Source organism: Sphaerochaeta pleomorpha str. Grapes (genome assembly GCF_000236685.1).
GTDB lineage: Bacteria > Spirochaetota > Spirochaetia > Sphaerochaetales > Sphaerochaetaceae > Sphaerochaeta > Sphaerochaeta pleomorpha.
The window spans coordinates 2,598,624-2,619,524 of sequence record NC_016633.1; the positions used below are offsets into that span (position 1 = coordinate 2,598,624).

Below are 20,901 nucleotides of genomic sequence, written 5' to 3' on the forward strand. Positions count from 1 at the left end.
TACGTTTATCCAGAGCTTTAACAGTGATTTTGCACCGGGCAATGTGTCCCAGCTGGCAACGATTCTGGGAATCGTAACTGTCATCATTATCCATCCCATGAGAAATATGCTTGCCTTCTTCGTTGATACTATCATTATACCCAAGAGGCATCCTTATCAGGCAACTATCAAGAATCTCAGCCAAAAGCTGACAACTATCGTAGACCTCAAGGAACTTGGCGAAGAAGTCGTCAAAAACCTTAGCTCTGGGCTTAAAACCGAATGGGTAGTTTTTGCTGTCAAGCAAATTAATGATAATGACCGGTTTTTGATGATCGCAAACAGTAAATGCCCTACAAAACTCAAAGTAGATGATCCGATAACTTTTTCATTCCCCCAATATGTGGACGAGAAGTTGCAGCGACTTAGAAGGGAAAACGTTTCCTCTATTCTCAATGTCAGTCCTGACGAGCAAAAGATGCAGGTGAGTGCCCAACTTCCCCCCGCCGATGTGCTCATCCCGCTTGTTTTCAGGAAACAGATTGCCGGCTATATCCTGATCGGATATGACTACACCAAATCCCTGATAACAGAGATTGAAGTGGAAGCTTTAGAGATTTTGGCTGCGCAGAGTTCGCTTTCCCTTGAAAACGCCCTTTCGTTCGAGAAGTTGAGAATCCAGGGTAACGAACTGACGATGAGCAAGAATAAACTGGAGGCAATCTTCAACGGCATTGCTTCTCCCGTTTGCCTAATCGATATTGATTATACGATACAAGAGGCAAATTCGGCAGCCGTAACGTTCTTTGGCAATAACAAAAAGGATTTGATCGGCAATAAGTGCTATAGGGCTTTCTTCCACCGTACCAGACCCTGTCCTTTCTGTAAGGCCCTTGACTGCCATCACAGTGGAGTAGTCCAAGAGACAGAAGCCGATGTTTCAGACAAAATCTATTCTTTTCAATATCATAACGTACTGGTTCCCGAGAATTCCAAGAGTGTTTTCATTGAAATCATCAACGATATTACTGAACAGAAACACCTCCAGGAAGAACTTGTGCGCACCGAGAAGATGGCAGGCATCGGGACTTTGGCTGCCGGTATCGCCCATGAACTTAACAACCCCCTTGCCGGGATCTCGGGTACGGCAGAGATAATGCTGTCAGAGGTTCCCCAAGACAGTGAACATCATGAATACCTTGAGGATATCCTTTCCTATTCGAAGACGGCTGCCGATGTAATCAAGGAGCTTTCAATATATTCGCGTAAAGAGGTCAGAGAAATCCAGGAAGTTGAAATTGTCAAAATCCTGGAGTTCTCCCTTCGCCTTGCAACCAGGGGCATCGATTCCCAGAATATTACTATCAAGCGGAATTACCATGCCCTCCCGTTCATCGAGGCAAACGAAGGGGAAATGCAACAACTTTTCCTTAATCTTATTGTAAATGCTATTCAAGCAATGGAAGGAAATGGGACTCTGACCCTTACTTGCATGGAGAAAGATGGTTTTGTATTTATAAAGGTGGCTGACACAGGGTGTGGTATCGCGGAAGAGAATCTCAACCAAATATTTACGCCTTTTTTCACCACGAAAGCCCCAGGTACCGGTACAGGTCTTGGACTTTCTAACTGTTACGGTATAGTAGAAAAAATGGGGGGTAGAATCAGAGTGAAAAGCGAAGAACACGTTGGATCAGAATTTACGACAATTTTCCCACTGAGTGAAGCGGGAAGAGATGCTATTCATTTCTCCTTGGTCACGGACCAAGCAGGATTGAATGATGTTTTCTTTATCCAGAGGAAAGTCTTGGTTGGGGAAAAAGGCTATATGGAAGAGACTATCCATAGGCCTGAAGACGAGAAAGCCACGCACATCCTTGCCTTCAAGGGATTGCAGCCGGTAGGGACTGTTTCTTTGATGACCTCAGAAGTTTTTTGGCCATTGCCAATATCCAAATACTTTGATATTGAGTCATGTCTGCATTCGCGCAACTGCTCGGAGATTATCCGTCTGGCTGTTTTGCCTGAGATGCGCAACACGACAGCCTCCATTGGTCTTTTGATCCTGATCTTTTTGCTGGCCCGCAGCAAAGGGGTGGAGAATTTGATCATCGATGTGTTTGCCGACGATGAAAAGACAATCAAGCTCTATAAGAAATTTGGCTTTATCGAGGTGGGAACCTACAATTCACCGGATGCTGTCACTGTCTTGGCTCTGCAGAACAAGTCCACCCTGGAAACCGACCAGAGTCAGCTCAGACATTTTGTAAAGCCGCTTTTCAAGAGACTGCGTACGATGTTCGACTTTGGCGATTACACTCAGCTTGTACTTGAGGAAATGGACAGAATCCTCAGTGAAGATGTTGAAATCGAGAAAGACGAGATGTCTGTGTAATATGTCCTGACAGGTTTTGCCATGGTCACTTCAGGATACCACTACCTGGAGGTTTCTCATATTTGAAAAAAGCTCCCCCCTTCCTATCCAAGGAAGGGGAGGTTCCTAGCCACTCTATTGGTATTGCAGGACAGCCCTGTTCAGGGCAGATTGTTTTACAGAACTGCCACAGACATAATAACCTTGGCGTGCACGATACGTTATTAGATTTTGTCCACGCCTGGCTTTTTATAGGTTTGTATAACCTTAATAATCTTCCCGTACTCCGAATTCTGCATTTTCTACCCAGGACTCAGGACGACTGAGCATTTTGATGAGTTCCTCCAGCATCGAATAATGGCGTTTTTCTTCGTTTAGGATTTCTTCTACATTCTTGCGCATTTCTTCGGTTTCAAGATTCCCCATCTGGGCTTCATAGAATTCAATGCTCATTTTTTCAACATTCAAAGCCCGCTCATATACTTGCATCTGGGCTTTTTCCTTTTCGAAGTCTTCTTTTTTGAAGCCTCTGATTATGGACATAGCTTTATCTGCGACCTTGGTTGGTACCATCACTGATTCTGACTTGTTTTTGAGTTTCGTGAACACTTCCTGGTGTTTTTCCTCGTCTTCTGCCAACATCTTGAAGATGGTTTTGAAGCCCTTGGTAGGGGCTTTATCAGCGAGGTCATAATAAAACACAGCACCTTCTTTCTCCATCTGGATTGCAATTTCAAATATATCCATGCTGATTCCTCCTGTTAAGGTTTCTAGGCTTTTATAGTATACCCTTTCTATTGTCGTACTGGCAAGGAAATATGGGTTTGTATGCTTGAGCCATAGGAATAGGGTTTTCGGATAAATCCCCCCCCTCATCCTCAACTGGTGAAAATCTGCATTAAAAATAAGCTCAAGTGAGTAGGCCCAGAAGCAGTAGTTGTGCTTAAGGTTCCATCCGAAACAGGAACCCAAAAGGTGAGGATTGTAATATTTCACCAGATATCTGCTACCATCGATTATACTAGTGACGCAAAAAAAGCCCAGTGGATCTGCTATGTCCCTTTTGTTGATTCTGGTAGGAACTTTGCTTACCGGGATCCCTGTACATTTCTGGATAGCCTTTTACATCCAGAGATTCTTAGCTTCTGAGAGTTCAATGCCAGAATGGGTCCCGGTTTCCTGGAATACAAGGGTGTGGTCCTTGTCTCTGACACTGACCGTTATCGTGCCCAGGATACTTTCCAAAATGGTTCTTTCCATTTTTCCCTGCCGGGGTGCTGCAAGTTTCGAGGTAGGACCAAGCTCTGCAATGAATTCAATGTACTGTTGCTTCGTCTGAATCTGTATGCGGGCATGGGTTTCGTCACTTTCGAGTTTGGTGATTTTTGCACCTGTGTAGGTCCCGAACCTGATCAATTCTCCCCCGATTTGTACAAATCCCAAAAATCCTGGGAATATCTTTCCCAAAAAAGGTATTTTTGCCACTGAAAGCATACAGGAAACGTTTTTTGAGGGAAAACAATTCGATTGCAGCCACACCCAGGCTTCGGGAAAAGAAGTTCCCCAGTCTTTCTCTATATATCCCGAGCCTCCTGTGAAGTCTGTTTCAACACCGTTTAAAGAAAGCGAGCCTGAAAGCGTATGTTGGGTCGAAACCACGCCATGGAAGCACTCCATGAATGGTATATAGGCATACCATCCCATGATTCCTGGCGATTTGAACGTTACGGGGAAGGGGTGCAACCCAAGGTTTCTTGCAGTTCCATTTAATTGCAGGCCATCAGAGGCAAGATCCAAGGTTATTTCTTCGGGGGTAAAACGGTTACCTTCAATTTCGACTAACAATCTTTTTTTATCGGCTTTGAAGGAATCAAAGGGGAATTGTATATTCCAGCTTCGATGCTCAGCGCTGCTTATGACCTGGATGAAAGCATGTCGATCTTCTTTGTTTTTTCCAAAAGCTACACCTGGAATGACTGCGAGTACCTCAGAAGGTTTTGCCATTTTAAAATACCATCCTTCGAAGTAGTCATTTTCTTTATGTCTGCCTTGAAAGGTTTCAGGATGGAACAGAGAATGTATGCTCATGGATATAACCTCAATGAGAATGGATGCGTTTTTTGATTCTACCCTATAGGTGATTGATTTCAAAATAAAATAACCATGAAGCGATGGAGCATCGTAATAACCCCGCTTTTGAGGGAGTACTGTTTGGTATCTCCCACAAGGTTGTATGCCCTGCATTGCAGGGATTTGAACCAAAACCAATGAAACCCTTTACAATGCTCTAGGCAATGATAGACTACGGTAAGATCCTTGGCAGAAAAAAGAGTAGCAGACGCCGCTAGAGCAAGTCTAACATGAGGGTGAAACAGAAGGGATCGAAGCGTATCACCCTTTGATTGCCTTGTCCGTGGATGAACTGTTTTCCGGAAAAATGGAAATCTTCACACATATTTGCAGGGGGAGAAAACCTATGAGAACCTTGGGCATTTATTATGGTTTCTGGACGCATGACTGGGATGTTGATTTCTTACCGTTTGTTTCCAAAGTAAAAGAACTCGGATTTGATCAATTGGAGGTAAACGGAGGTACCTTGGTCTCATGGAAAGAGGCTGACCGTTTGACCCTGGTCGAAGAGGCCCGTAAGGAAGGGATTCTCCTGTCCTACGGTTTGGGAATGACAGCTGAGCATGATGTATCCTCTCCCTGTGAAGAGATTCGTCAGAATGGTATCCGGTTTATGAAAGACATGATCAAGATGGTAGGGAGAATGGGCGGAGGCATGATCGGTGGATCGACCTATTGCTCCTGGCCTAAACAGCTTCCCAAGGGGGACAGCAAGAAGGAATATCAAGACCAGAGCCTGAAGAGTATGAAGGAGCTGGTAAAGGTGGCGGAGGACAACGAGGTCATCCTCAACCTCGAGGTTCTCAATCGCTTCGAACAGTTTCTCTTCAATACCTGTGAGGAAATCCTTCCTTTCGTTGAAGAGATTGGAAGCCCGAACTGTGGTATCCTGCTCGACACTTTCCACATGAACATCGAGGAAGATTCCTTACCTGTTGCCATACAGCTTGCAGGTTCCCATCTCAAGGCCTTGCATATCGGTGAAACAAACCGCAAACCGGTCGGACTGGGACGTCAGCCCTGGAAAGAGATCAGATCTGCCCTGGATGCTATCGGCTTTGACGGTCCTTTGGTGGAGGAACCTTTCGTTCTTCCCGGGGGACAGGTTGGTCAAGATATATCTGTGTGGCGCAATTTGTTTGATAATCCCGACTTGGATAAGCTTGCAGCTGATTCCGCGGCCTTTGCACGTCGCACCTTGATACTCTGATGACCGCTCTCTTGGGTATCGATCTGGGGACTTCAAGCGTAAGATCCCTGGTGATGGACGAAGAAGGCCATCTTTTGGCGCTGGCCAGTCAAGAGTATCAATTCGATATGCCCCATCTCAATTGGGCAGAGCAAGATCCTGAGACTTGGTGGAATGCCACAGTCAAGACCTTGAAAGAGGTTTTGTCCAAGGTTGATCCCTCACAAGTAAAAGGTATCGGATTCTCTGGCCAGATGCATGGGCTCGTCCCGCTGGACAAACAGGGGAGACCGGTGCGCAAGGCCATCATATGGTGTGACAAGAGGACTAGCCTGCAGGTAGCTGAGGCGAAAGCCTTGGTGGAAAAGCAACACCTAGCCTCGCTTGTCCATAATCCGATTGGGACCGGCTTTTTGGTTCCTTCTTTGCTGTGGTTGAAAGAACATGAGCCAAAGTCCTATGAAAATACTGCCTACCTCATTCTACCCAAGGATTACATTAGGTGTAGGCTCACCGGGAATATCGGAACCGATAGTACCGATGCTTCAGCCACTTTGGCTTTCGATATGCCAAAAGGCTGCTGGTCAGACGAACTTATTGGCTGCTTTGGTTTTTCACGCTCCCTTTTTCCCGACCCGATCGGATACCCTTCGGATATTGCCGGGGAAGTTACAAAAAAGGCTGCAAGCGAGACTGGGTTGAAAGCTGGCACCAAGGTTGTATTTGGCGGTGCTGACCAAGTGATGCAGGCTATTGGAAACGGATTGCTTTGCCCAGGTGAAGTGTCAGTTACTATCGGCACCGGAGGACAGGTGCTTTCCCCGCTGGACAGGCCGCTGAGTGACCCTGCCCAGGTTTCCCATGTGTTCTCCTTTTACAAACCGAGGTCTTGGTATTATCTCGGTGCAACGTTGAGCGGAGGTCTCTCTCTTCGTTGGTTGCGTTCCCTGATCAATACCGATGAGAGCTATAAGGCGATTGATGCTGCTACCTCAAAACTCCCGATCGGGTCTGAAAACCTACTCTTTCTTCCTTACCTCTCCGGTGAGCGAACTCCCTATATGGACAGTAATGCCTGCGGAATGTTCTTTGGGCTGGCGTTGCATCACACGCCTTACCATTTGTTTCGTGCGGTAATGGAAGGGGTGACTTTCTCCATGAAGGATTGCCTCTCTGTCTATGAGCAGAACTTCGGCGGAACATATGCAAGTGTAATTGCTTCAGGCGGAGCTTCCCAGAGCCCTTTGTGGCTTCAGATGCAAGCTGATGTCTTTAATGTCCCTGTCTATAAAGTGGAGATGAAAGAACAGGCAAGCACAGGTGCCGCAATAACAGCCGGGGTAGGGGTCGGAATATATTCTTCTTATCAAGAAGCTTGCTCACGCATTGTAAAGCGGAGCAAAGAGCCGGTGGTACCCAATGGTGAAGCGAATAAAAGGTATGCTGAGCATTACGAGATATATCGCGATCTCTATCAGGCTAACAAAGCTATAATGGCTAGGTTGTCGAATCTTGCCCTGTGAGACATCCCGATGGTAAGCAGGTACTGATTTGTTGGGCTTTTCTTGTCTTTTCGGTCCAGCTTTGTTTTTCTGTTTCAATACTTTTCTTTTCGTTGCAATTTCTTTTGGTGCACTGTGCCAGATAGGCCTCCTGCAAAGCCTCGGCACAGGAATAGCTATTGTTTTGTCCTGCTGCTTCCAGACTGAGAGCTACTGCAATTTCGTCATCGTTGAACGATAGAGGCTGAAGTGGCTGTTTCTGACACAGCGATGGGATCGTACATCGGAAAAATCAAAATATTCCCTAGAGAAGAAATGATGTAAGTTGCAAGTCAGTCCCCTGGAGTCTCTGCAGACTTGCCGCCCATTTTAGGCGATAAACAGCTTGCTCTGTGAACTCTTATATCTTTCACGGAGCTCCTTCAGGGGTTTCAAGAGAAAGGCCGCAATGCTACCTCTGGTAGTTTTTATAAGATACTCTACATGGCAATACCCTGCAAATGTAAAAAATACTATACAATATGTAATACATATATTACAATATGTCTATAAAAACATATACTAATATGCAAGAATCGAGGAGAAAACTGTATGTCATACCAAGAAAAAAGAACCCTTACGAACATGTTTTCGGGGATTGCCGTTCTCGTAGCCTATTATCTATACGCATTTGGGAAATACCAGAGGGGCTTGGTTGAGGCAAGTGATTTGAAATTCTGGGCGGGGACCATGTTGATTTTCATAGGAATCGGGGTTGTCGCTTCCATCCTCATCATGATTCTCTTTCATATACTGTATGCCATCGCACTTGCAGTGAAACAAGGCAATTGTGACGAAAAAAAAATAAACCAGACGCTCGAATCTTCAATGGTCGAAGACGAGATGGATAAACTGATTGAGTTGAAATCATTGCGGATTGGGTTCTTGTTTGCAGGGATTGGATTTGTTGGAGCGTTGGTTTCCCTTATGTTTGAACAACCTCCTATGGTCATGCTTAATCTCCTTTTCTTCTCCTTCAGCGTTGGATCACTATTCGAAGGAGGCCTAAGCCTCTACTACTATAGGAAGGGGCTCTGAAATGGCGAAGAAAATCGAAATCACCAACAATATCAGGACTTTGCGTTTCTTTGCCAAAGAAATGACTCAACAGGAACTGGCAGAGAAAGCTGGAGTCTCCCGGCAGACCATCATAGCGGTAGAGGCAGGGAAATACTCACCTTCCTTGGAGTTGGCTTTTCGCATTGCAAAGGTATTCGGCGTTCAAATCAGTGAGGTTTTCAGCTATGAAGCCAAAGGGGATAGCCAATGAAAGCGGTCATATTCGAGAAATCCAGATCGGCGGCGGCGCTTGTTCTCCGTGATATTGAAAAACCTATCCCCCGCAACCGGGAAGTATTGGTGCGCATCCACGCCTCATCCCTTAATGCACTTGATTATCGAAGCATGCAAATGGGTATCGGTAGCCCGAAAAGCGGAATTTTCGGGGCCGACATTGTGGGCTTGGTGGAGGCGGTAGGACTGGGAGTCACACGGTTCAAACCAGGCGATAGTGTACTTGGTGACATCTCGGATTGTGGGAGCGGCGGTTTTTCCGAATACGTCTCAGTGGTAGAGGATGTGTTGGTCCTGAAACCGGCAGGAGTTCCAGATGAGATTGCTGCTGCGGTTCCGGTAGCTGCCGTAACGGCCTTGCAGGCGGTGCGTGACAAGGGGGCTATGCAACCGGGGTTAAGGGTGCTCATCTATGGGACAAGCGGTGGTGTAGGCACGTATGCTGTCCAATTGGCTGCTTTTTTTGGAGCGCAGGTGACTGCTGTGTGCAGTGCGCGGAACGTAGCTCAGGCCCATAGCCTTGGTGCAAGTGAAGTCATTGATTATGCCCTTGAGGATGTAACTGCGAGCGATAGAAGCTTTGACAGGATAATCGTAATCAACGGCAACCATCTTTTGTCAGCTTACAAGCGAATACTTGCTCCCCACGGAATCTGTGTCATGGTGGGTGGCTCCCTGCGTCAGATTTTTAAAACAATGCTATTTGGGCCTTTTCTGTCAATTGGCAGCAGAAAAATACGGATGTTAGCTGCAAAGTCGAATGTGAAGGATTTGGAATTCGTAATTGGACTGGTTGCAGCCGGCAAGGTCAGACCTGTCATCGATCGGCAATATTCGTTGGAACAGACCTCAGAAGCAATGCAGTACGTGAGTGAAGGGCATGCTCAAGGCAAAGTGATCATCACTATTTGATCGGTGCCTCTGAGAATTCGAGGGGTTTGCCTCGATATTGCTGAAATGTACAAACAGGGCTGGATGGAACCTACCCCAGATTTTGCTTGAAGCGGGTGTATTGGTAACAGGTACCGCTGAAAGGAAAGGATGGACACAATCTCCCTGAGGTCATTCCAGCTGGGAATAAAAAATTGGGACCAGTACAGACTGATCCCAATAAAAATACCGTCAGGGAATTCCCTCTGGTAACGAACGTTTAGAGCAATCCGATTTCCCTGTAGTAGCGAGCCGCTCCCTCGTGGATAGGCAGACCAGCAAGGTCTTTGACTGCGTCTTTCGGGTTTACTTTCTTCAAAGGTGCCTGGGTGGCTTTCAGTTCCTCGAAATTCTCCCAGAAGGACTTGGTCAGCTCATAGATGACATCATCATCAACCCTGGCATCGGTGCAGATGGTGAGTTTGATAGCAGAGGTAAGCACATCGCTGTCCTGTCCGGGATAGGTTCCGGCAGGAATCGTATAGGCACCATACCAAGGATATTTTTCCTGTAGTTTCCCAATGAGGCTTTCATCGAGATTGAGCAGTTTGCCACCTGCAGTGGAGAGCATCTCGGTTACTGCGGCATTCGGAATTCCTGCCATAATCCAGGCTCCGTCGAGTTGTTTGTTACGCATGAGGTCGATGGCTTCCGTGAAGCCGACATACTGCACTCTCAAATCATCTGGATAGCGTATGCCACTGGTATTGAGATGGATGCTGGTTTCAACTTCGGTAGTCGATCCCGGGGCTCCCGAGGCAAAGCGTTTGCCTGCCAGGTCTGCAAGCGAATCGATACCGCTGTTGTCGGTTACCACCACCTGGTTGGGATTGGAGTAGAGGCCGATCATAACGCGCAGGTTGGGGTTTGGCCTTCCCTCAAAGGATCCTATTCCATTGAAGGATTCATACATGATGGAGGTAACCGCCACACCCAGCTGGGCTTCGCCATCAGCGAGCATGTTGAGGTTTGCAATTCCCCCGGCGCTGGCCTGTGCACTTGCACGTACATTGGGAAGCTTGGTGTTCCACAGGTTGCACATGGCTGCACCGAGAGGGTACACAGCCCCCGTGGTAGCCGCGGTCGGGAAGTTGATAACCGTTTTCTGTGCCTTTGCCCCGGTTTCCTGCGCCCCGGCTGCAAACACCATTGAGCTGGCCAAGAGAGCGACGACTGCGAGCATTACCAGTACTCTGGATTTCTTCATGTTAATTCTCCTTATTGCGTGATTTTTTCTGTATGTATTGGATGACAATGATAGTTCCCAAAAGCAGCAAAGCAATGATATCGGTGAAGAGGTTTGTCTCGATGAACAACAAGCCCGCAATAACAAGCAAGGCTCTTTCGATGATGTTGAGTCTCGAGAATAGATACCCTTGTAATCCTGCCGATAAGACAATGACCCCGATTGATGACGTTAGGATTGCCCTGATAGTGAGTAAGAGCGGGGTGTTTGCAACGGTACCTAGCAAAAGGATGGGGTTGTTAAGGAAAAAGAAGGGCAGGATGAACCCAGTCAATCCAAGTTTGACAGCTATGAGGCTTGTCTTTGTCTGGTCCGAGTCAGCTATCCCGCTGGCAACGTAGCTGCTCATCGCTACCGGGGGAGTGATGTTTGAAAGGCAGGCATAGATCAGGCAGAACATGTGGGCCGCCATGGGAATTGCCCCGGCCTGTATCAAGACGGGTACAGATACGGTGGACACGATGACATACGCAGCCACCCCGGGAACACCCATGCCCAAAACGATGCTCATGAGCATGACCATGAAGCCCCCGAGATAGAGTTGTCCCTCCCCGACCACTCGCAAAATGATATAGCCGAAATTCAAGCCCAGACCTGTGAGGGAAACCGTACCGATTATTACTCCGATGATCGCACAACTCATCCCTACGGAAATGGCTGACCGGGAACCTTCGACAGTAGCCTGGACAATGATTGACCAGGTCATTCTCGTTTCTTTGCGAAGCCAGGAGGCAAGTATCGTGGCAAAGATGGAGACAACTGCGGCAAAGAGGGGGGTAAAGCCAAAGCTGAGCAGGGCGATGAGGACGACCAAAGGAAGGACCAGATGCCCTTGTTTCTTGATTACTTCCAACGCTACGGGGATGTTTTCCTTGCTCAGTCCTGAAAGGCCCAGGCGTTTGGCCTCGAAATGTACTGCAAAGAGGAGCGTAAGGTAGTAGAGGAAAGCAGGGATACAGGCTGCAAGCAACACCGTTGTGTAGCTCACCCCCATGAACTCGGCCATTACAAAGCCCACAGCCCCCATGATCGGAGGTGCAAATTGCCCGCCTGTTGAGGCAACTGCCTCTACTGCCGCGGCGAATTCTTTCTTGTACCCGGTTTTCTTCATCATCGGAATCGTGATAGTCCCTGTCGTCGCGACATTGGCAATTGCCGACCCGTTGATCATACCCAGCAGGGCACTGGCAAGAACGGCAACCTTTGCCGGTCCACCTGCAGTTCTTCCCACCAGGGTAAGAGCGATATCATTGATGAATTGACTGAATCCACTGTATTTAAGATAGGAACCGAAGAGGACAAAGAGGAAGATATAGGTTGCACTGACCCCGATACCTACCCCGAATATTCCTTGGCTGCCCCAGATCATATGGTTGAGGACCCGTTTGAGGCTGAACCCGACATGGCCCAGCTCGCCTGGGATGAACCTTCCTAAAAAGTTATAGAGGAAGAATACCAGACCAAGTATGGCCAGGTTCTTGCAGGCACGCCGGCCGCCCTCAAAGATGAGGAGAAGCGCGATTGCTGCAATTACCAAATCGAGTGTCAGCATATAGCCGCCGCGTTTGGCTATGACCGTGTAGTTTTTCAACAAATAGGCAAAGGTAAAGATGGTCAATGCCAGAAGAGCCAAGTCCCAGACAGGGGGCAGGGCTCGCGAGCGGTTTTCCTTTGCATAGGTTGGGAATAACAGGAAAGTAAACCCTAAAAGGAAGAAAAGATGCCAGGTGCGTAAGGCCATCACATCAATGGTTCCAAGGGTGTTTGCATAGACTTGAAAAACTGCCCATACCAAAAAGAGGATGGTGGTAATCTGTCCAAGCGGACCTGTATAGGTACGTAATTTGCTATCGGGTTCTTTTTCCCCTAAGAGTTCTTGAGCCTTGACCTCTTCTTTGGTCAGCGAGGCTTGCGTATGTTGTTCCATGAATACTACCCCAAAAGTATTCTTCAATCTATTGGGTGTTAAGCCTTTTGTCAATTTGGATATACAGTATTTTGTATATTTATGTGATTATTATGCTAGGTAAGCTGTTGAGGTCCTATACTTCACTACAAGATGAGCATTCTTGCCTAAGAGAGCCCAGCTGACATTCCTACCGGTTTATACAGGGGAAAGAAAAATCCATGGTATTTTATTGGTTATACTCTTTACGTTCGATACTCTATGCTCCCTCTTTGCCAAATAGGGCCCTGGCTTGGGTAAGGTATGAAAACCAAGCAGATTACCAAGGCTATAGGACTTGGGGTTTTTCTGTTTGTCCGGATAACGAACCTCTTGGTTTTTCTGCTCCCCAAAGAGACGGAAGCTTGGTAGTGATGCCATAAGAGCTTCTTCGACTTCAAGGTTCCCTGCGATAAGCAGGCGAGTAAACAGATTGAGGCATGGACGTATACACCTTTACACTTACTGTATCCATTACTTTTCTTAGGTATTCGCTACTACTGGGTTGTTTTTGCTATATATGATATACTAAGTAATTAGAAAATCTTTTTAGCGCTTTTCAAAGGAAAAATATGAAAAAAACTCTCGTAGTCGTTATTCTCATCATGGCTAGTCTCTTCAGTATATCAGCAGCAAAATATGATAGAGCTGATGGTTTTGGAATTGGGCTTAGCGCAGGATACCCAGTAGCCGGGGCAGCCTTCAAATATGGTATGGGTGATTTTCGAATCGTGGGAACCCTCGGTTACAGTTTTAATGACAATGTTGCCCTTGAAGCCGGAGTCCAATATGACTGGGATCGTTTCACTATCGATAGGCTTCCCTTTTACCTGAATATCGGAATCACGGGAGCAGCCAATTTTAATCCCGCTTTCGATGGTTTTTCCATCAATTTCCCTGTTGGCATCTCCTATTTCTTGATTGAAGTCCCTGTTGAATTCTTTTTCAAACTTACACCTGGTCTCAGGGTTCGCTCGAATGCAGTAGTCCCTGATCTCGGGGCTGCACTTGGGGTGTTGTTCTACGTCAACAGATAGGAAACTGGCACCTTCCAGAAGGCAATGCCGATTCTATATGCATCAGATACAGAGGCTTTCACCTGTTGCTATCCTCTGGATCTGATCACCGAGCCGATTCTATATGCATCAGATACAGAGGCTTTCACCTGTTGCTATCCTCTGGATCTGATCACCGAGCTTGCTTTGCAGGTACCTGATATTTTCAATTCCGGTGCAATGTCCGGTATAGAGATTGATCCCTGATTCTTGTATATACCGGACGAATGCATCGAGGTTTTCTTTGCTTTCATTAGCATTTCTCAAGGGATCATGAAAATGGAAGCCTCCGACATATGCTCGGATTTTCTGGTTCTTGTATTGTTGCCTTACGCTTTCTATCGAATTGCAAACACCAGTATGGGAACAGGAATTGAATAGTACCAGTTCTCCCTCGTCTTCGATTACCAAAATTCCTTCATGACTGAAATTATCTGAAACAAGCCCGTCTTTTTCCTTTTTATACAAATTTACATTGAGCTGGGGCTTACTATAGGCAGTGCAGGTATTTTTTATAAAACAGGCATTTGCATGTATGGAATGATTGTCGTGTAAGGTAGTTATTCTTTTTGCTACTGCCCTGGGGGCTTTTAAACTTACATTGAAAGGTAGAAAGCCAAGTACTTTTACATAATACCTGCTGTCAGGATTATCAAACAGGAATATATCTGCTGTAGGATTGATCTGAGCAAAGGTAGATAGACCCCCTGTATGATCGACATGGGAGTGGGAGAGTACCAGTGTGTCAATTTTTCTGAGGTCATACTGCATCTGTAGTGCATTTTTTGCAAACAAGGCATTAGGGCCTACATCGAGCAAGATATGGCTATCTTTGGCATCAATAGCAATTGACAGCCCATGCTTTGCTTTTGTCGAGACAAGTTTCGTCGTATTTTCAAGCAGTACGGAAATGGTAATCATCGGTAGGTTCCTCTTTTCCCAAAGGCGTTTCGCCTCTACTCTTTTTTATCTGGTTTTCCATCAGGGAGAATCACATTCGTTTTTAACTATACCACAGTTTCTATTGCCCAACAGAGCAACGTAGCTCTTGTTCTCCTGCTCATAAAAGGGCAAGGATGCTTCTTCGATGCGGTACGCAGAACCCCATACTCCCCATCGGGACGAACGTACGCTGCGTTGGATAATCCTTGTCTTTCCACGCTTTATAGGGAGAAACACATACTAAAGACCTTGGGTTTTACTTTCACTGCAATCAATTGTGGCAAGCAGAAGCACTTTTTTGCGGACAGCTGATAGCTACCCTTTCTGACAGGAAAAGGGTGTCCCGGAATCCAGGAGACCCTTTTTCAGTACGTACGGAGGGTTCAGGTAAAAAATAGCTCTATTTTTAAAATATGCTTTCAATCTACGCTTATAAACAAGTATGTAATACTATAAGCCATGATATAATGCTGTTGGCTTTGGGAAAGGTTTGCAATTAAGAGAAACCTAGATTGCTCTGCAATATTGGAGTCTGAAGGTGTGGTCCTAACCTAAGAAGTGTATCGTGCAGTACTTTTATGGAGACGAAAAACCCTATGAAGCTGAAGAGTTGCTTGCCCTCAATGACGGGTGCCTGTGTGCAATGATTGCAGCAAAAAAAGGCAGGTGGGGTATGTTTCCGTTGACTTCAGTGCAAGGAATGGGGAGCGGAACATATGGGGGATCGACAGAATATCCGTTTGTCTATGATGAGTATGAGTACCTTTCCCAATGGAATGCAAATGTGGGGTATCTGTTGCTTCGAAGCGATAAGATCTGGTTGGTTGTAAGGATCAAAGAGGGGAATAAAAAACCTTATTCCTATAAGACCCTTGGGGAAAAGCTGAAAAGCAGGCAGCAGGCCTTGGAACTGGCGCTCAAAGACGCTATGGAAATCCTTATGGCGTTTGCAAAGGATGATTTTGAAAAATCCTTGGCGATTATCGGAAAATTCGATGACTGAGAGGTCTAGCCTCCTGGCAGGATAACCAGGAATGATCGAATCTCTACAGGAGCATTGCAATGGCGACGAGAAATGAGTGGCGCAAAGACCAAAATGCATTGACCAGGGATATATTGGAACGGGTAGATAGTATTGCCTTCTCGTTTGATCTGTCTGGACGAAACAAGGGGTGTACGCTCAACCATCTTGACGGGAGCTATGGGTACATTACCCTCCAGGATGCCCTTAGCGGGGACTGGAGAGTGTTCGACTATACAACTGATGAGGTGCTTGCTACTTACAATTCAATCTCTGCTGTCATCAAGGGTGGATGGAAGGTAAGCACGTGAGCACAGCATCAGACTTCAAAGATGCATACAGGAGGTTAGCTATTGAAAATTCCTTACCATGGAGCCGGGGTGCTTCTCTGGGCTAAAGATGAAGACGATAAGATGGTAATACTTCTCGGCAAGCGTTCGATTAATCCCGAAAAGGGCAAATGGTCTATTCCGGGAGGGGGGTGGGACCTGAGGAAAGATTCGTTTGACGACAAAGGCCATCCAAATTACCTCAAAACAGCTATTAAGGAAACCAACGAGGAACTGCATTTCCTCATAGAAGACGTTACCTCAATTGTCCCTATCTGGAGAATCCATATACCTGCCTTTCACTTTGCAGTGTATTCCTTTCAATTGCCCAGCCAACGTATATTTCATCATAATTATGAGTTTTTCGAGACAAAGTGGTTCCCTGCAGAAGCTTTGCCTCCATCCTGCGTGATGTTTGTGGAATCCCAGGTTGCAGCTGCAATGAGAAAGAAGTCCAAATAAGCATAGCGGAGAATGGGGCTGTAATTCCCCTAAACCGGTAAATTCCCTTGAAAACCAAAGGAAAGGCACTTTTACCTGTACGCAGGACGAAGCTACCAGAAAATGACCAAGTTACTATAATGCCTTTGCTATCGCTTGGGCCAACCCTTGGGGATTCTCCCAAGCCATTGAATGCCCTGCATCCCTGACAACCTGAATTTCTATTCCCTGGGAAGAAAGTTCTTGGTACTCAGGCGTAGGGAGGGTTCTTTCACCAAAGATGAAGGTTTTTTTACAAGGAAGGGTATACAATATTTCTCTCCAAGAAGGAGTGACTCCTTCTGCTGCAGATTTTGCAATGAGATAGGTTGCTTTTGGTGACCAGTGTGATAGAGTCGCTGCCCACATGGTATTTCCCGTACTCCTGCTCTCTTCGATCAACTGGAGGAATCCTTTTGCAAGGAAGGATTCCTGCGATTGGTCCGCGATGAATTTGCTGGTAGAACCTTCTGGGCTTGCATCGAGATTTGCTTCACTCAGGATAATGGAAGAAACCTTTTTCCTATCCAGATTGGCAAGCGACAGGGCAATTGCGCCTCCCAGGCTATGTCCAAAAACAGTATAGGTATCCCAGTGGAGATGCGAAACCAATTGTTGGAGACTGCTGGCATGTTCTTCGACTGAATAGCCAAAATTTTCAGGTTGATCACTATATCCTGATCCGAATATATCCACGGCAACACAATGGGCATGTTTCAATTCGGATTGTGCCAGTACCTGTGGATAATCAAAGGATCCGGCGCATCCAAGACCATGGATGAAAAGGATGGGAACTCCCTCTCCGGGGAAATCATTATAGCGAAGTATGCCAGGTACGGTAGGAACAAGAAATTCTTTCATTGTTGGCAATCCTCTATTTATGCAAAAGGGCCTCAGGTTGAACACTTTATAATGAATCGTATATTGAAGTTTTCTGTATGTCAAACACTAGTGTCCGTACTAACGGTTCTGTCGGTACAGGGAAAAACTTCCACATTTTCAAAATCTACAGCAATCATGATGCCCCTAGGGAAAACCGATGGTTGCCAATGCACAACTACACCCAAGGTTGTGGATTCTATGGGTTTCAAGTATGGATATTGGCTCCTTCTTTTCCTATAAAATCCTGTTAGCAATGCTCTGTTTCAACGATTTCTGTGAAAATATGGATGTTATAACTGGTACTGGCATGCGATTTGATTATGAATCCTGTCCGTATCGTTGCATGGATAGTGAAACACAAAAGGTTGCATTAGGGGTCTATGTATTGGATACGTGTCACTGATTTCTTTAAGAATCAATAACACACCCTTACATAACGGACTAACGCCCCTTTGCTGACTGTGCATCGATCTACAATGGTAAAGCCTGCAGCAGTTATATCGTCGTCCATATCTGAGCAGGTAATTATTACTAGTTTTTTGGTTATGCCCCTGGAAGAATTAATGATATCCTTCTGTTGTATATAAGTAACATGGGAGAATAATCCATAGGGTAAATCAATAATTGAAACATCATACCTTTCGGTTATCTCATTCATATCAGCTTTTACAATACAATTATCATATCCAAAGTAAGAAACATTCTGCTTGGCTTGTTCTGAAATGATCCAGCTAATCTCATACCCGACCACAGGAATTGCCAAGGACAAAGCTTCAAGCACTACCGTTCCAATTCCGCAACAAGGATCCACTAATCTAGCTTGTAGCTGCTGTCCAATAGCAATATTGACAATAGTCCGAGCTATACGTGTTTCTAAGGAATTACTATTTGTGTAAGGTTTCAGATTGTGCTTTTCCCAAGGATTCTCATTCTTTTCGTATATACCAAAAATCCAAAAGCCATCAATGAGTGTAGTACCAAATTGTGTAGAAGGGTTTTTCATATCCACTTCACCCTGAATAACTTTCCCTAAAGCTGTAACACTTTGTATCCAGGTTGCATAACCGAGCTCTCCTTCCTCAATTCTAAATCTTGCAAATTTAAAATTGTTACAGGTCAGTTTCTCATCAATTAGAAGCTGTACTAATTCTTCCAAGGTGGAAGCCGTAAAAAGAATAGAAACTCTTAATTTTATAAAGGGACTACGCGATGGGTCGATGTTTTGAGAAGAAAAAAAATATTTTTTGGTTGGGGCCTTTCCAAAAAGGCTTTTCATTTCCAAAAGACATAAATCCTTCTCAATTAAGGGATAATTAATAACATAAAAATAGTTTTGCTCACTAGGGTTGCTCAATAGTATACCTTTCTTTCCTTATGAAAACTTCTCGTCTATGGTAAGCCCATGAGCCACAGGACAGGTTCAAGGCAACAAATCCGCTCACTTTTCTACACGTTCGACAAATCGAAACTCTTGCAAGCCCTTCTTGGAACTCTTTACTTCATCTTCCTTTCAATCACCTTGAAATGAGTCTTCATGGAAAAGTTGCCAAAAGCAATAGCTTCGCCACTATTTTCTGTACGGCCTGTTCTTCCTATCCTGTGGATAAAAAAGTTAGGAGAACGAGGCAGTTCATAGTTTATTACAGAAGGAAGGATATCGATAGCAATGCCTCTGTAGAGAGGATTGGTAGGAACCAACCCTCTCAATGTTCCCTCCTGAAAGATTGTAAGGAGATCTGCCTTGGCCTCGATATCATTTTTTTGTAATGTTTCTACAACCTTTCTACCTTTGCTTTACGGGCTCCCTTGGATCTGCTTTTTCATCTATCCCAATACCTAGGATATCCCTGTTTCCCAGGATTGCTTCTGTTTGAATAGGAGAGGGGGTTGTTAGGTTTGCCTGCCCTAACGTAGTTGCAAGAGACGGCGAGATTCCCAAAGAACTAAATGAACTATGGACTTAATCCTTTTTCACTACTTATTTAACTTTATCTATCCATTGGGAATCATACGCTATTGCCTCTTGCTAGTACATAGGTGTTTTGATCATTGCAAGGTATGGGAAAAATCTTCTTGTAACTACCAGGGAAGTTTTATCCCGGCTGAGTCAAGTCTTTGGAATCTGGAATTCCTGAACAAAAACAAATAAACAAGGCCATAGACTGTGGACTCTGCGAGTTTCAAAATTGGCACCCAATTTCTTCAAATGCTGTCAGTAATGCCCTTTTTTCACTGGTATTTCATACTAATATACAAGGCCTTCTCTCCATCGATATTCTGATAATAGGTAGCATATAAGAGCATAAATATTACTATAAAAAGAATTAGGAAAGGAAAAGATTCTTGTTGACAAATGAAAAAATGGTGATACTATGAATTAAAAATTGTATCCAATGTCCAGTATCCACTGGATAAAAATTGGGGAAAAAAGGAGAACACATGAAAAAGAAGGGTTTTGCTGTTCTGGTTCTTTTGCTTTGTGCGCTAGCACTATTTGCAAATGGATCATCTGAAACCGGTGGAGAGGGAAAGAAGAAGATTACCTTGAGAATAGGTTCTGGTCACTCAACTTCAAATCCTTGGATCACTGCCTTGGAAGATTACTTCGTGAAAAATGTTTCTGAACGTGTTAAAAACGAAACAAACTATGAAATCAACTGGGTAAAGAACTATGGTGGTTCTGTAATAACCCTTGGAAATGAATTGCAAGGCGTGCAAGATGGACTGGTTGACATCGGATGCACAATCCTCGTCTTTGAAGCCTCGCGGTTGCCTTTGGTTGACATGGTATATAGTATGCCGTTCTCATGTTCCGATCCTCTTATCGTTGCTGACGTAGTAAAGGCTATGTATAAAGAATACCCTGAGTTCACCACCGTATATGAAGAGAAGTTCAATCAGCATTATCTTGGTATTGGTGTATCTGATCCGTATGGATTCTTTTCCACCAAAGAAGTCAAATCTCTTGATGATGTTGCAGGAATGAAGATTGGTGCCGCAGGCATAAATCTTGCCTGGATTGAAGGTTCCGGTGCTGCAGGAGTTCAGACTTCATTAAATGATACGTACCAGAATTTGCAGACGAACGTTTGTCAGGCAACAATCCAGCCCACCCATTCTTGTATCAATTTGAAGGTTCCTGAAGTTGCTCCTTATTATTTGGATGCCAATTTCAATGTTGTTCCGTTCAACTCCGTTACCGTAAATAAGCAAACGTGGGATTCCCTTCCAAAGGAAGTTCAAACAATCTTGACCGAAGTTGGTGATGGATATCTTGATTATGAAGCAAAGTATATTAATTCAGTTCATGAAAAAGATCTGAGTGATGTCGTAAAGATGGGTGGGAAAGTAATTACTCTTTCAAGAGCAGAGCAAGTGAGATGGGCAGCATCTCTTCCCGATATTGTAAATGACTTGGTAAAGCGGTTGAATAATGCCGGATTCAGAGGTTCTGAGATAGTTGAACGCTATTATCAGCTACTTGAAGAAAGAGGTGTTGAGCGTATCCGCAACTGGAACACTGCAAATACAAAATAAAGATGTGAAGTGGCTTTGTTCACTAAGG

General features: G+C 45.1%; 20 protein-coding genes. 12 read left to right on the plus strand and 8 right to left on the minus strand.

All coding sequences use genetic code 11. From position 1 onward, the window contains the following. Positions 1-43: 43 nt before the first annotated feature. Complete coding sequence (locus tag SPIGRAPES_RS11820; protein WP_014270983.1) at positions 44-2,374, plus strand: GNAT family N-acetyltransferase; 2,331 nt, start codon at positions 44-46, stop codon at positions 2,372-2,374. 246 nt (positions 2,375-2,620) lie between these two features. Here the strand turns inward: SPIGRAPES_RS11820 and SPIGRAPES_RS11825 are convergent, their stop codons facing one another. Together SPIGRAPES_RS11825 and SPIGRAPES_RS11830 are read right to left on the minus strand one after the other, a co-directional pair. Further along, complete coding sequence (locus SPIGRAPES_RS11825; RefSeq protein ID WP_014270984.1) at positions 2,621-3,100, minus strand: ferritin family protein; 480 nt, start codon at positions 3,098-3,100, stop codon at positions 2,621-2,623. 375 nt (positions 3,101-3,475) lie between these two features. Next, positions 3,476-4,357, minus strand: a complete 882-nt coding sequence (locus SPIGRAPES_RS11830) for a tocopherol cyclase family protein (protein ID WP_172635095.1) — start codon at positions 4,355-4,357, stop codon at positions 3,476-3,478. Positions 4,358-4,829: 472 nt separating this feature from the next. Here SPIGRAPES_RS11830 and SPIGRAPES_RS11835 point away from each other — a divergent pair, with 472 nt between their 5' ends. From SPIGRAPES_RS11835 to SPIGRAPES_RS11860, 5 genes are all read left to right on the plus strand, one after another. Continuing rightward, complete coding sequence (locus tag SPIGRAPES_RS11835; protein WP_014270986.1) at positions 4,830-5,693, plus strand: D-psicose 3-epimerase; 864 nt, start codon at positions 4,830-4,832, stop codon at positions 5,691-5,693. Continuing rightward, positions 5,693-7,195, plus strand: a complete 1,503-nt coding sequence (gene xylB / locus SPIGRAPES_RS11840) for a xylulokinase (RefSeq protein ID WP_014270987.1) — start codon at positions 5,693-5,695, stop codon at positions 7,193-7,195. The genes SPIGRAPES_RS11835 and xylB overlap by 1 nt, the downstream gene beginning before the upstream one ends. Before the next feature lie 570 nt (positions 7,196-7,765). Continuing rightward, positions 7,766-8,251 (plus strand): hypothetical protein, encoded by a 486-nt coding sequence (locus SPIGRAPES_RS11850; RefSeq protein WP_014270988.1) that lies wholly within the window; start codon positions 7,766-7,768, stop codon positions 8,249-8,251. Position 8,252: 1 nt separating this feature from the next. After that, positions 8,253-8,483: a helix-turn-helix transcriptional regulator gene (locus SPIGRAPES_RS11855; protein WP_014270989.1), complete on the plus strand. Its 231-nt coding sequence runs from the start codon at positions 8,253-8,255 to the stop codon at positions 8,481-8,483. Then, the gene (locus SPIGRAPES_RS11860) at positions 8,480-9,418 is read left to right on the plus strand and encodes an NAD(P)-dependent alcohol dehydrogenase (protein ID WP_014270990.1); all 939 of its coding nucleotides are present in this window, start codon (positions 8,480-8,482) and stop codon (positions 9,416-9,418) included. The genes SPIGRAPES_RS11855 and SPIGRAPES_RS11860 overlap by 4 nt, the downstream gene beginning before the upstream one ends. A 238-nt stretch (positions 9,419-9,656) precedes the next feature. On the opposite strand, the gene SPIGRAPES_RS11865 is transcribed toward SPIGRAPES_RS11860, so the two are convergent. Next, on the minus strand, positions 9,657-10,643 hold the full coding sequence (locus SPIGRAPES_RS11865; protein WP_014270991.1) for a TAXI family TRAP transporter solute-binding subunit: 987 nt from the start codon (positions 10,641-10,643) through the stop codon (positions 9,657-9,659). A gap of 1 nt (position 10,644) precedes the next feature. After that, positions 10,645-12,609, minus strand: a complete 1,965-nt coding sequence (locus SPIGRAPES_RS11870; protein WP_014270992.1) for a TRAP transporter permease — start codon at positions 12,607-12,609, stop codon at positions 10,645-10,647. Positions 12,610-13,199: 590 nt separating this feature from the next. On the opposite strand from SPIGRAPES_RS11870, the gene SPIGRAPES_RS11875 reads away from it, so the two are divergent. Then, positions 13,200-13,664, plus strand: a complete 465-nt coding sequence (locus SPIGRAPES_RS11875) for a porin family protein (protein WP_014270993.1) — start codon at positions 13,200-13,202, stop codon at positions 13,662-13,664. A 108-nt stretch (positions 13,665-13,772) separates the two neighbouring features. Here SPIGRAPES_RS11875 and SPIGRAPES_RS11880 read toward each other — a convergent pair whose 3' ends face one another. Then, entirely contained in the window at positions 13,773-14,603 is an 831-nt protein-coding gene (locus SPIGRAPES_RS11880; RefSeq protein WP_014270994.1) for an MBL fold metallo-hydrolase, read from the minus strand. Positions 14,604-15,189: 586 nt separating this feature from the next. Between SPIGRAPES_RS11880 and SPIGRAPES_RS11885 the strand changes: the two genes are divergently transcribed. Genes SPIGRAPES_RS11885 through SPIGRAPES_RS11895 form a run of 3 tightly spaced genes read left to right on the plus strand, consistent with a single transcriptional unit; the run spans position 15,190 to position 16,436 of the window. Continuing rightward, positions 15,190-15,627: a hypothetical protein gene (locus tag SPIGRAPES_RS11885; RefSeq protein ID WP_014270995.1), complete on the plus strand. Its 438-nt coding sequence runs from the start codon at positions 15,190-15,192 to the stop codon at positions 15,625-15,627. 59 nt (positions 15,628-15,686) lie between these two features. Then, positions 15,687-15,956, plus strand: coding sequence for a hypothetical protein (locus SPIGRAPES_RS11890; RefSeq protein WP_014270996.1), 270 nt, complete (start codon positions 15,687-15,689; stop codon positions 15,954-15,956). Between the two features lie 42 nt (positions 15,957-15,998). Then, positions 15,999-16,436, plus strand: coding sequence for an NUDIX hydrolase (locus SPIGRAPES_RS11895; RefSeq protein ID WP_014270997.1), 438 nt, complete (start codon positions 15,999-16,001; stop codon positions 16,434-16,436). 114 nt (positions 16,437-16,550) lie between these two features. Here SPIGRAPES_RS11895 and SPIGRAPES_RS11900 read toward each other — a convergent pair whose 3' ends face one another. Then, entirely contained in the window at positions 16,551-17,315 is a 765-nt protein-coding gene (locus SPIGRAPES_RS11900) for an alpha/beta fold hydrolase (protein WP_014270998.1), read from the minus strand. A gap of 232 nt (positions 17,316-17,547) precedes the next feature. Between SPIGRAPES_RS11900 and SPIGRAPES_RS17170 the strand changes: the two genes are divergently transcribed. Beyond that, positions 17,548-17,739, plus strand: coding sequence for a hypothetical protein (locus SPIGRAPES_RS17170; RefSeq protein WP_172635096.1), 192 nt, complete (start codon positions 17,548-17,550; stop codon positions 17,737-17,739). A gap of 12 nt (positions 17,740-17,751) precedes the next feature. Here the strand turns inward: SPIGRAPES_RS17170 and SPIGRAPES_RS11910 are convergent, their stop codons facing one another. Beyond that, positions 17,752-18,690 (minus strand): TRM11 family SAM-dependent methyltransferase, encoded by a 939-nt coding sequence (locus SPIGRAPES_RS11910; RefSeq protein WP_014271000.1) that lies wholly within the window; start codon positions 18,688-18,690, stop codon positions 17,752-17,754. 140 nt (positions 18,691-18,830) lie between these two features. Continuing rightward, positions 18,831-19,088, minus strand: a complete 258-nt coding sequence (locus SPIGRAPES_RS11915; protein WP_081468796.1) for a helicase-related protein — start codon at positions 19,086-19,088, stop codon at positions 18,831-18,833. Between the two features lie 687 nt (positions 19,089-19,775). On the opposite strand from SPIGRAPES_RS11915, the gene SPIGRAPES_RS11920 reads away from it, so the two are divergent. After that, positions 19,776-20,873, plus strand: coding sequence for a C4-dicarboxylate TRAP transporter substrate-binding protein (locus SPIGRAPES_RS11920; protein ID WP_014271001.1), 1,098 nt, complete (start codon positions 19,776-19,778; stop codon positions 20,871-20,873). Positions 20,874-20,901 lie beyond the last annotated feature (28 nt).

Excerpts from the sequence above, each read along its gene's own strand:
- SPIGRAPES_RS11855 (WP_014270989.1), top strand. The coding sequence starts at position 8,253 with ATGGCGAAGAAAATCGAAATCACCAACAATATCAGGACTTTGCGTTTC.
- SPIGRAPES_RS11920 (WP_014271001.1), top strand. The coding sequence starts at position 19,776 with ATGAAAAAGAAGGGTTTTGCTGTTCTGGTTCTTTTGCTTTGTGCGCTA.
- SPIGRAPES_RS11850 (WP_014270988.1), top strand. The coding sequence starts at position 7,766 with ATGTCATACCAAGAAAAAAGAACCCTTACGAACATGTTTTCGGGGATT.
- SPIGRAPES_RS11880 (WP_014270994.1), bottom strand. The coding sequence starts at position 14,603 with ATGATTACCATTTCCGTACTGCTTGAAAATACGACGAAACTTGTCTCG.
- SPIGRAPES_RS11860 (WP_014270990.1), top strand. The coding sequence starts at position 8,480 with ATGAAAGCGGTCATATTCGAGAAATCCAGATCGGCGGCGGCGCTTGTT.
- SPIGRAPES_RS11830 (WP_172635095.1), bottom strand. The coding sequence starts at position 4,357 with ATGGCAAAACCTTCTGAGGTACTCGCAGTCATTCCAGGTGTAGCTTTT.
- SPIGRAPES_RS17170 (WP_172635096.1), top strand. The coding sequence starts at position 17,548 with ATGGATATTGGCTCCTTCTTTTCCTATAAAATCCTGTTAGCAATGCTC.
- SPIGRAPES_RS11835 (WP_014270986.1), top strand. The coding sequence starts at position 4,830 with ATGAGAACCTTGGGCATTTATTATGGTTTCTGGACGCATGACTGGGAT.
- SPIGRAPES_RS11825 (WP_014270984.1), bottom strand. The coding sequence starts at position 3,100 with ATGGATATATTTGAAATTGCAATCCAGATGGAGAAAGAAGGTGCTGTG.
- xylB (WP_014270987.1), top strand. The coding sequence starts at position 5,693 with ATGACCGCTCTCTTGGGTATCGATCTGGGGACTTCAAGCGTAAGATCC.
- SPIGRAPES_RS11875 (WP_014270993.1), top strand. The coding sequence starts at position 13,200 with ATGAAAAAAACTCTCGTAGTCGTTATTCTCATCATGGCTAGTCTCTTC.
- SPIGRAPES_RS11865 (WP_014270991.1), bottom strand. The coding sequence starts at position 10,643 with ATGAAGAAATCCAGAGTACTGGTAATGCTCGCAGTCGTCGCTCTCTTG.
- SPIGRAPES_RS11900 (WP_014270998.1), bottom strand. The coding sequence starts at position 17,315 with ATGAAAGAATTTCTTGTTCCTACCGTACCTGGCATACTTCGCTATAAT.
- SPIGRAPES_RS11890 (WP_014270996.1), top strand. The coding sequence starts at position 15,687 with ATGGCGACGAGAAATGAGTGGCGCAAAGACCAAAATGCATTGACCAGG.
- SPIGRAPES_RS11870 (WP_014270992.1), bottom strand. The coding sequence starts at position 12,609 with ATGGAACAACATACGCAAGCCTCGCTGACCAAAGAAGAGGTCAAGGCT.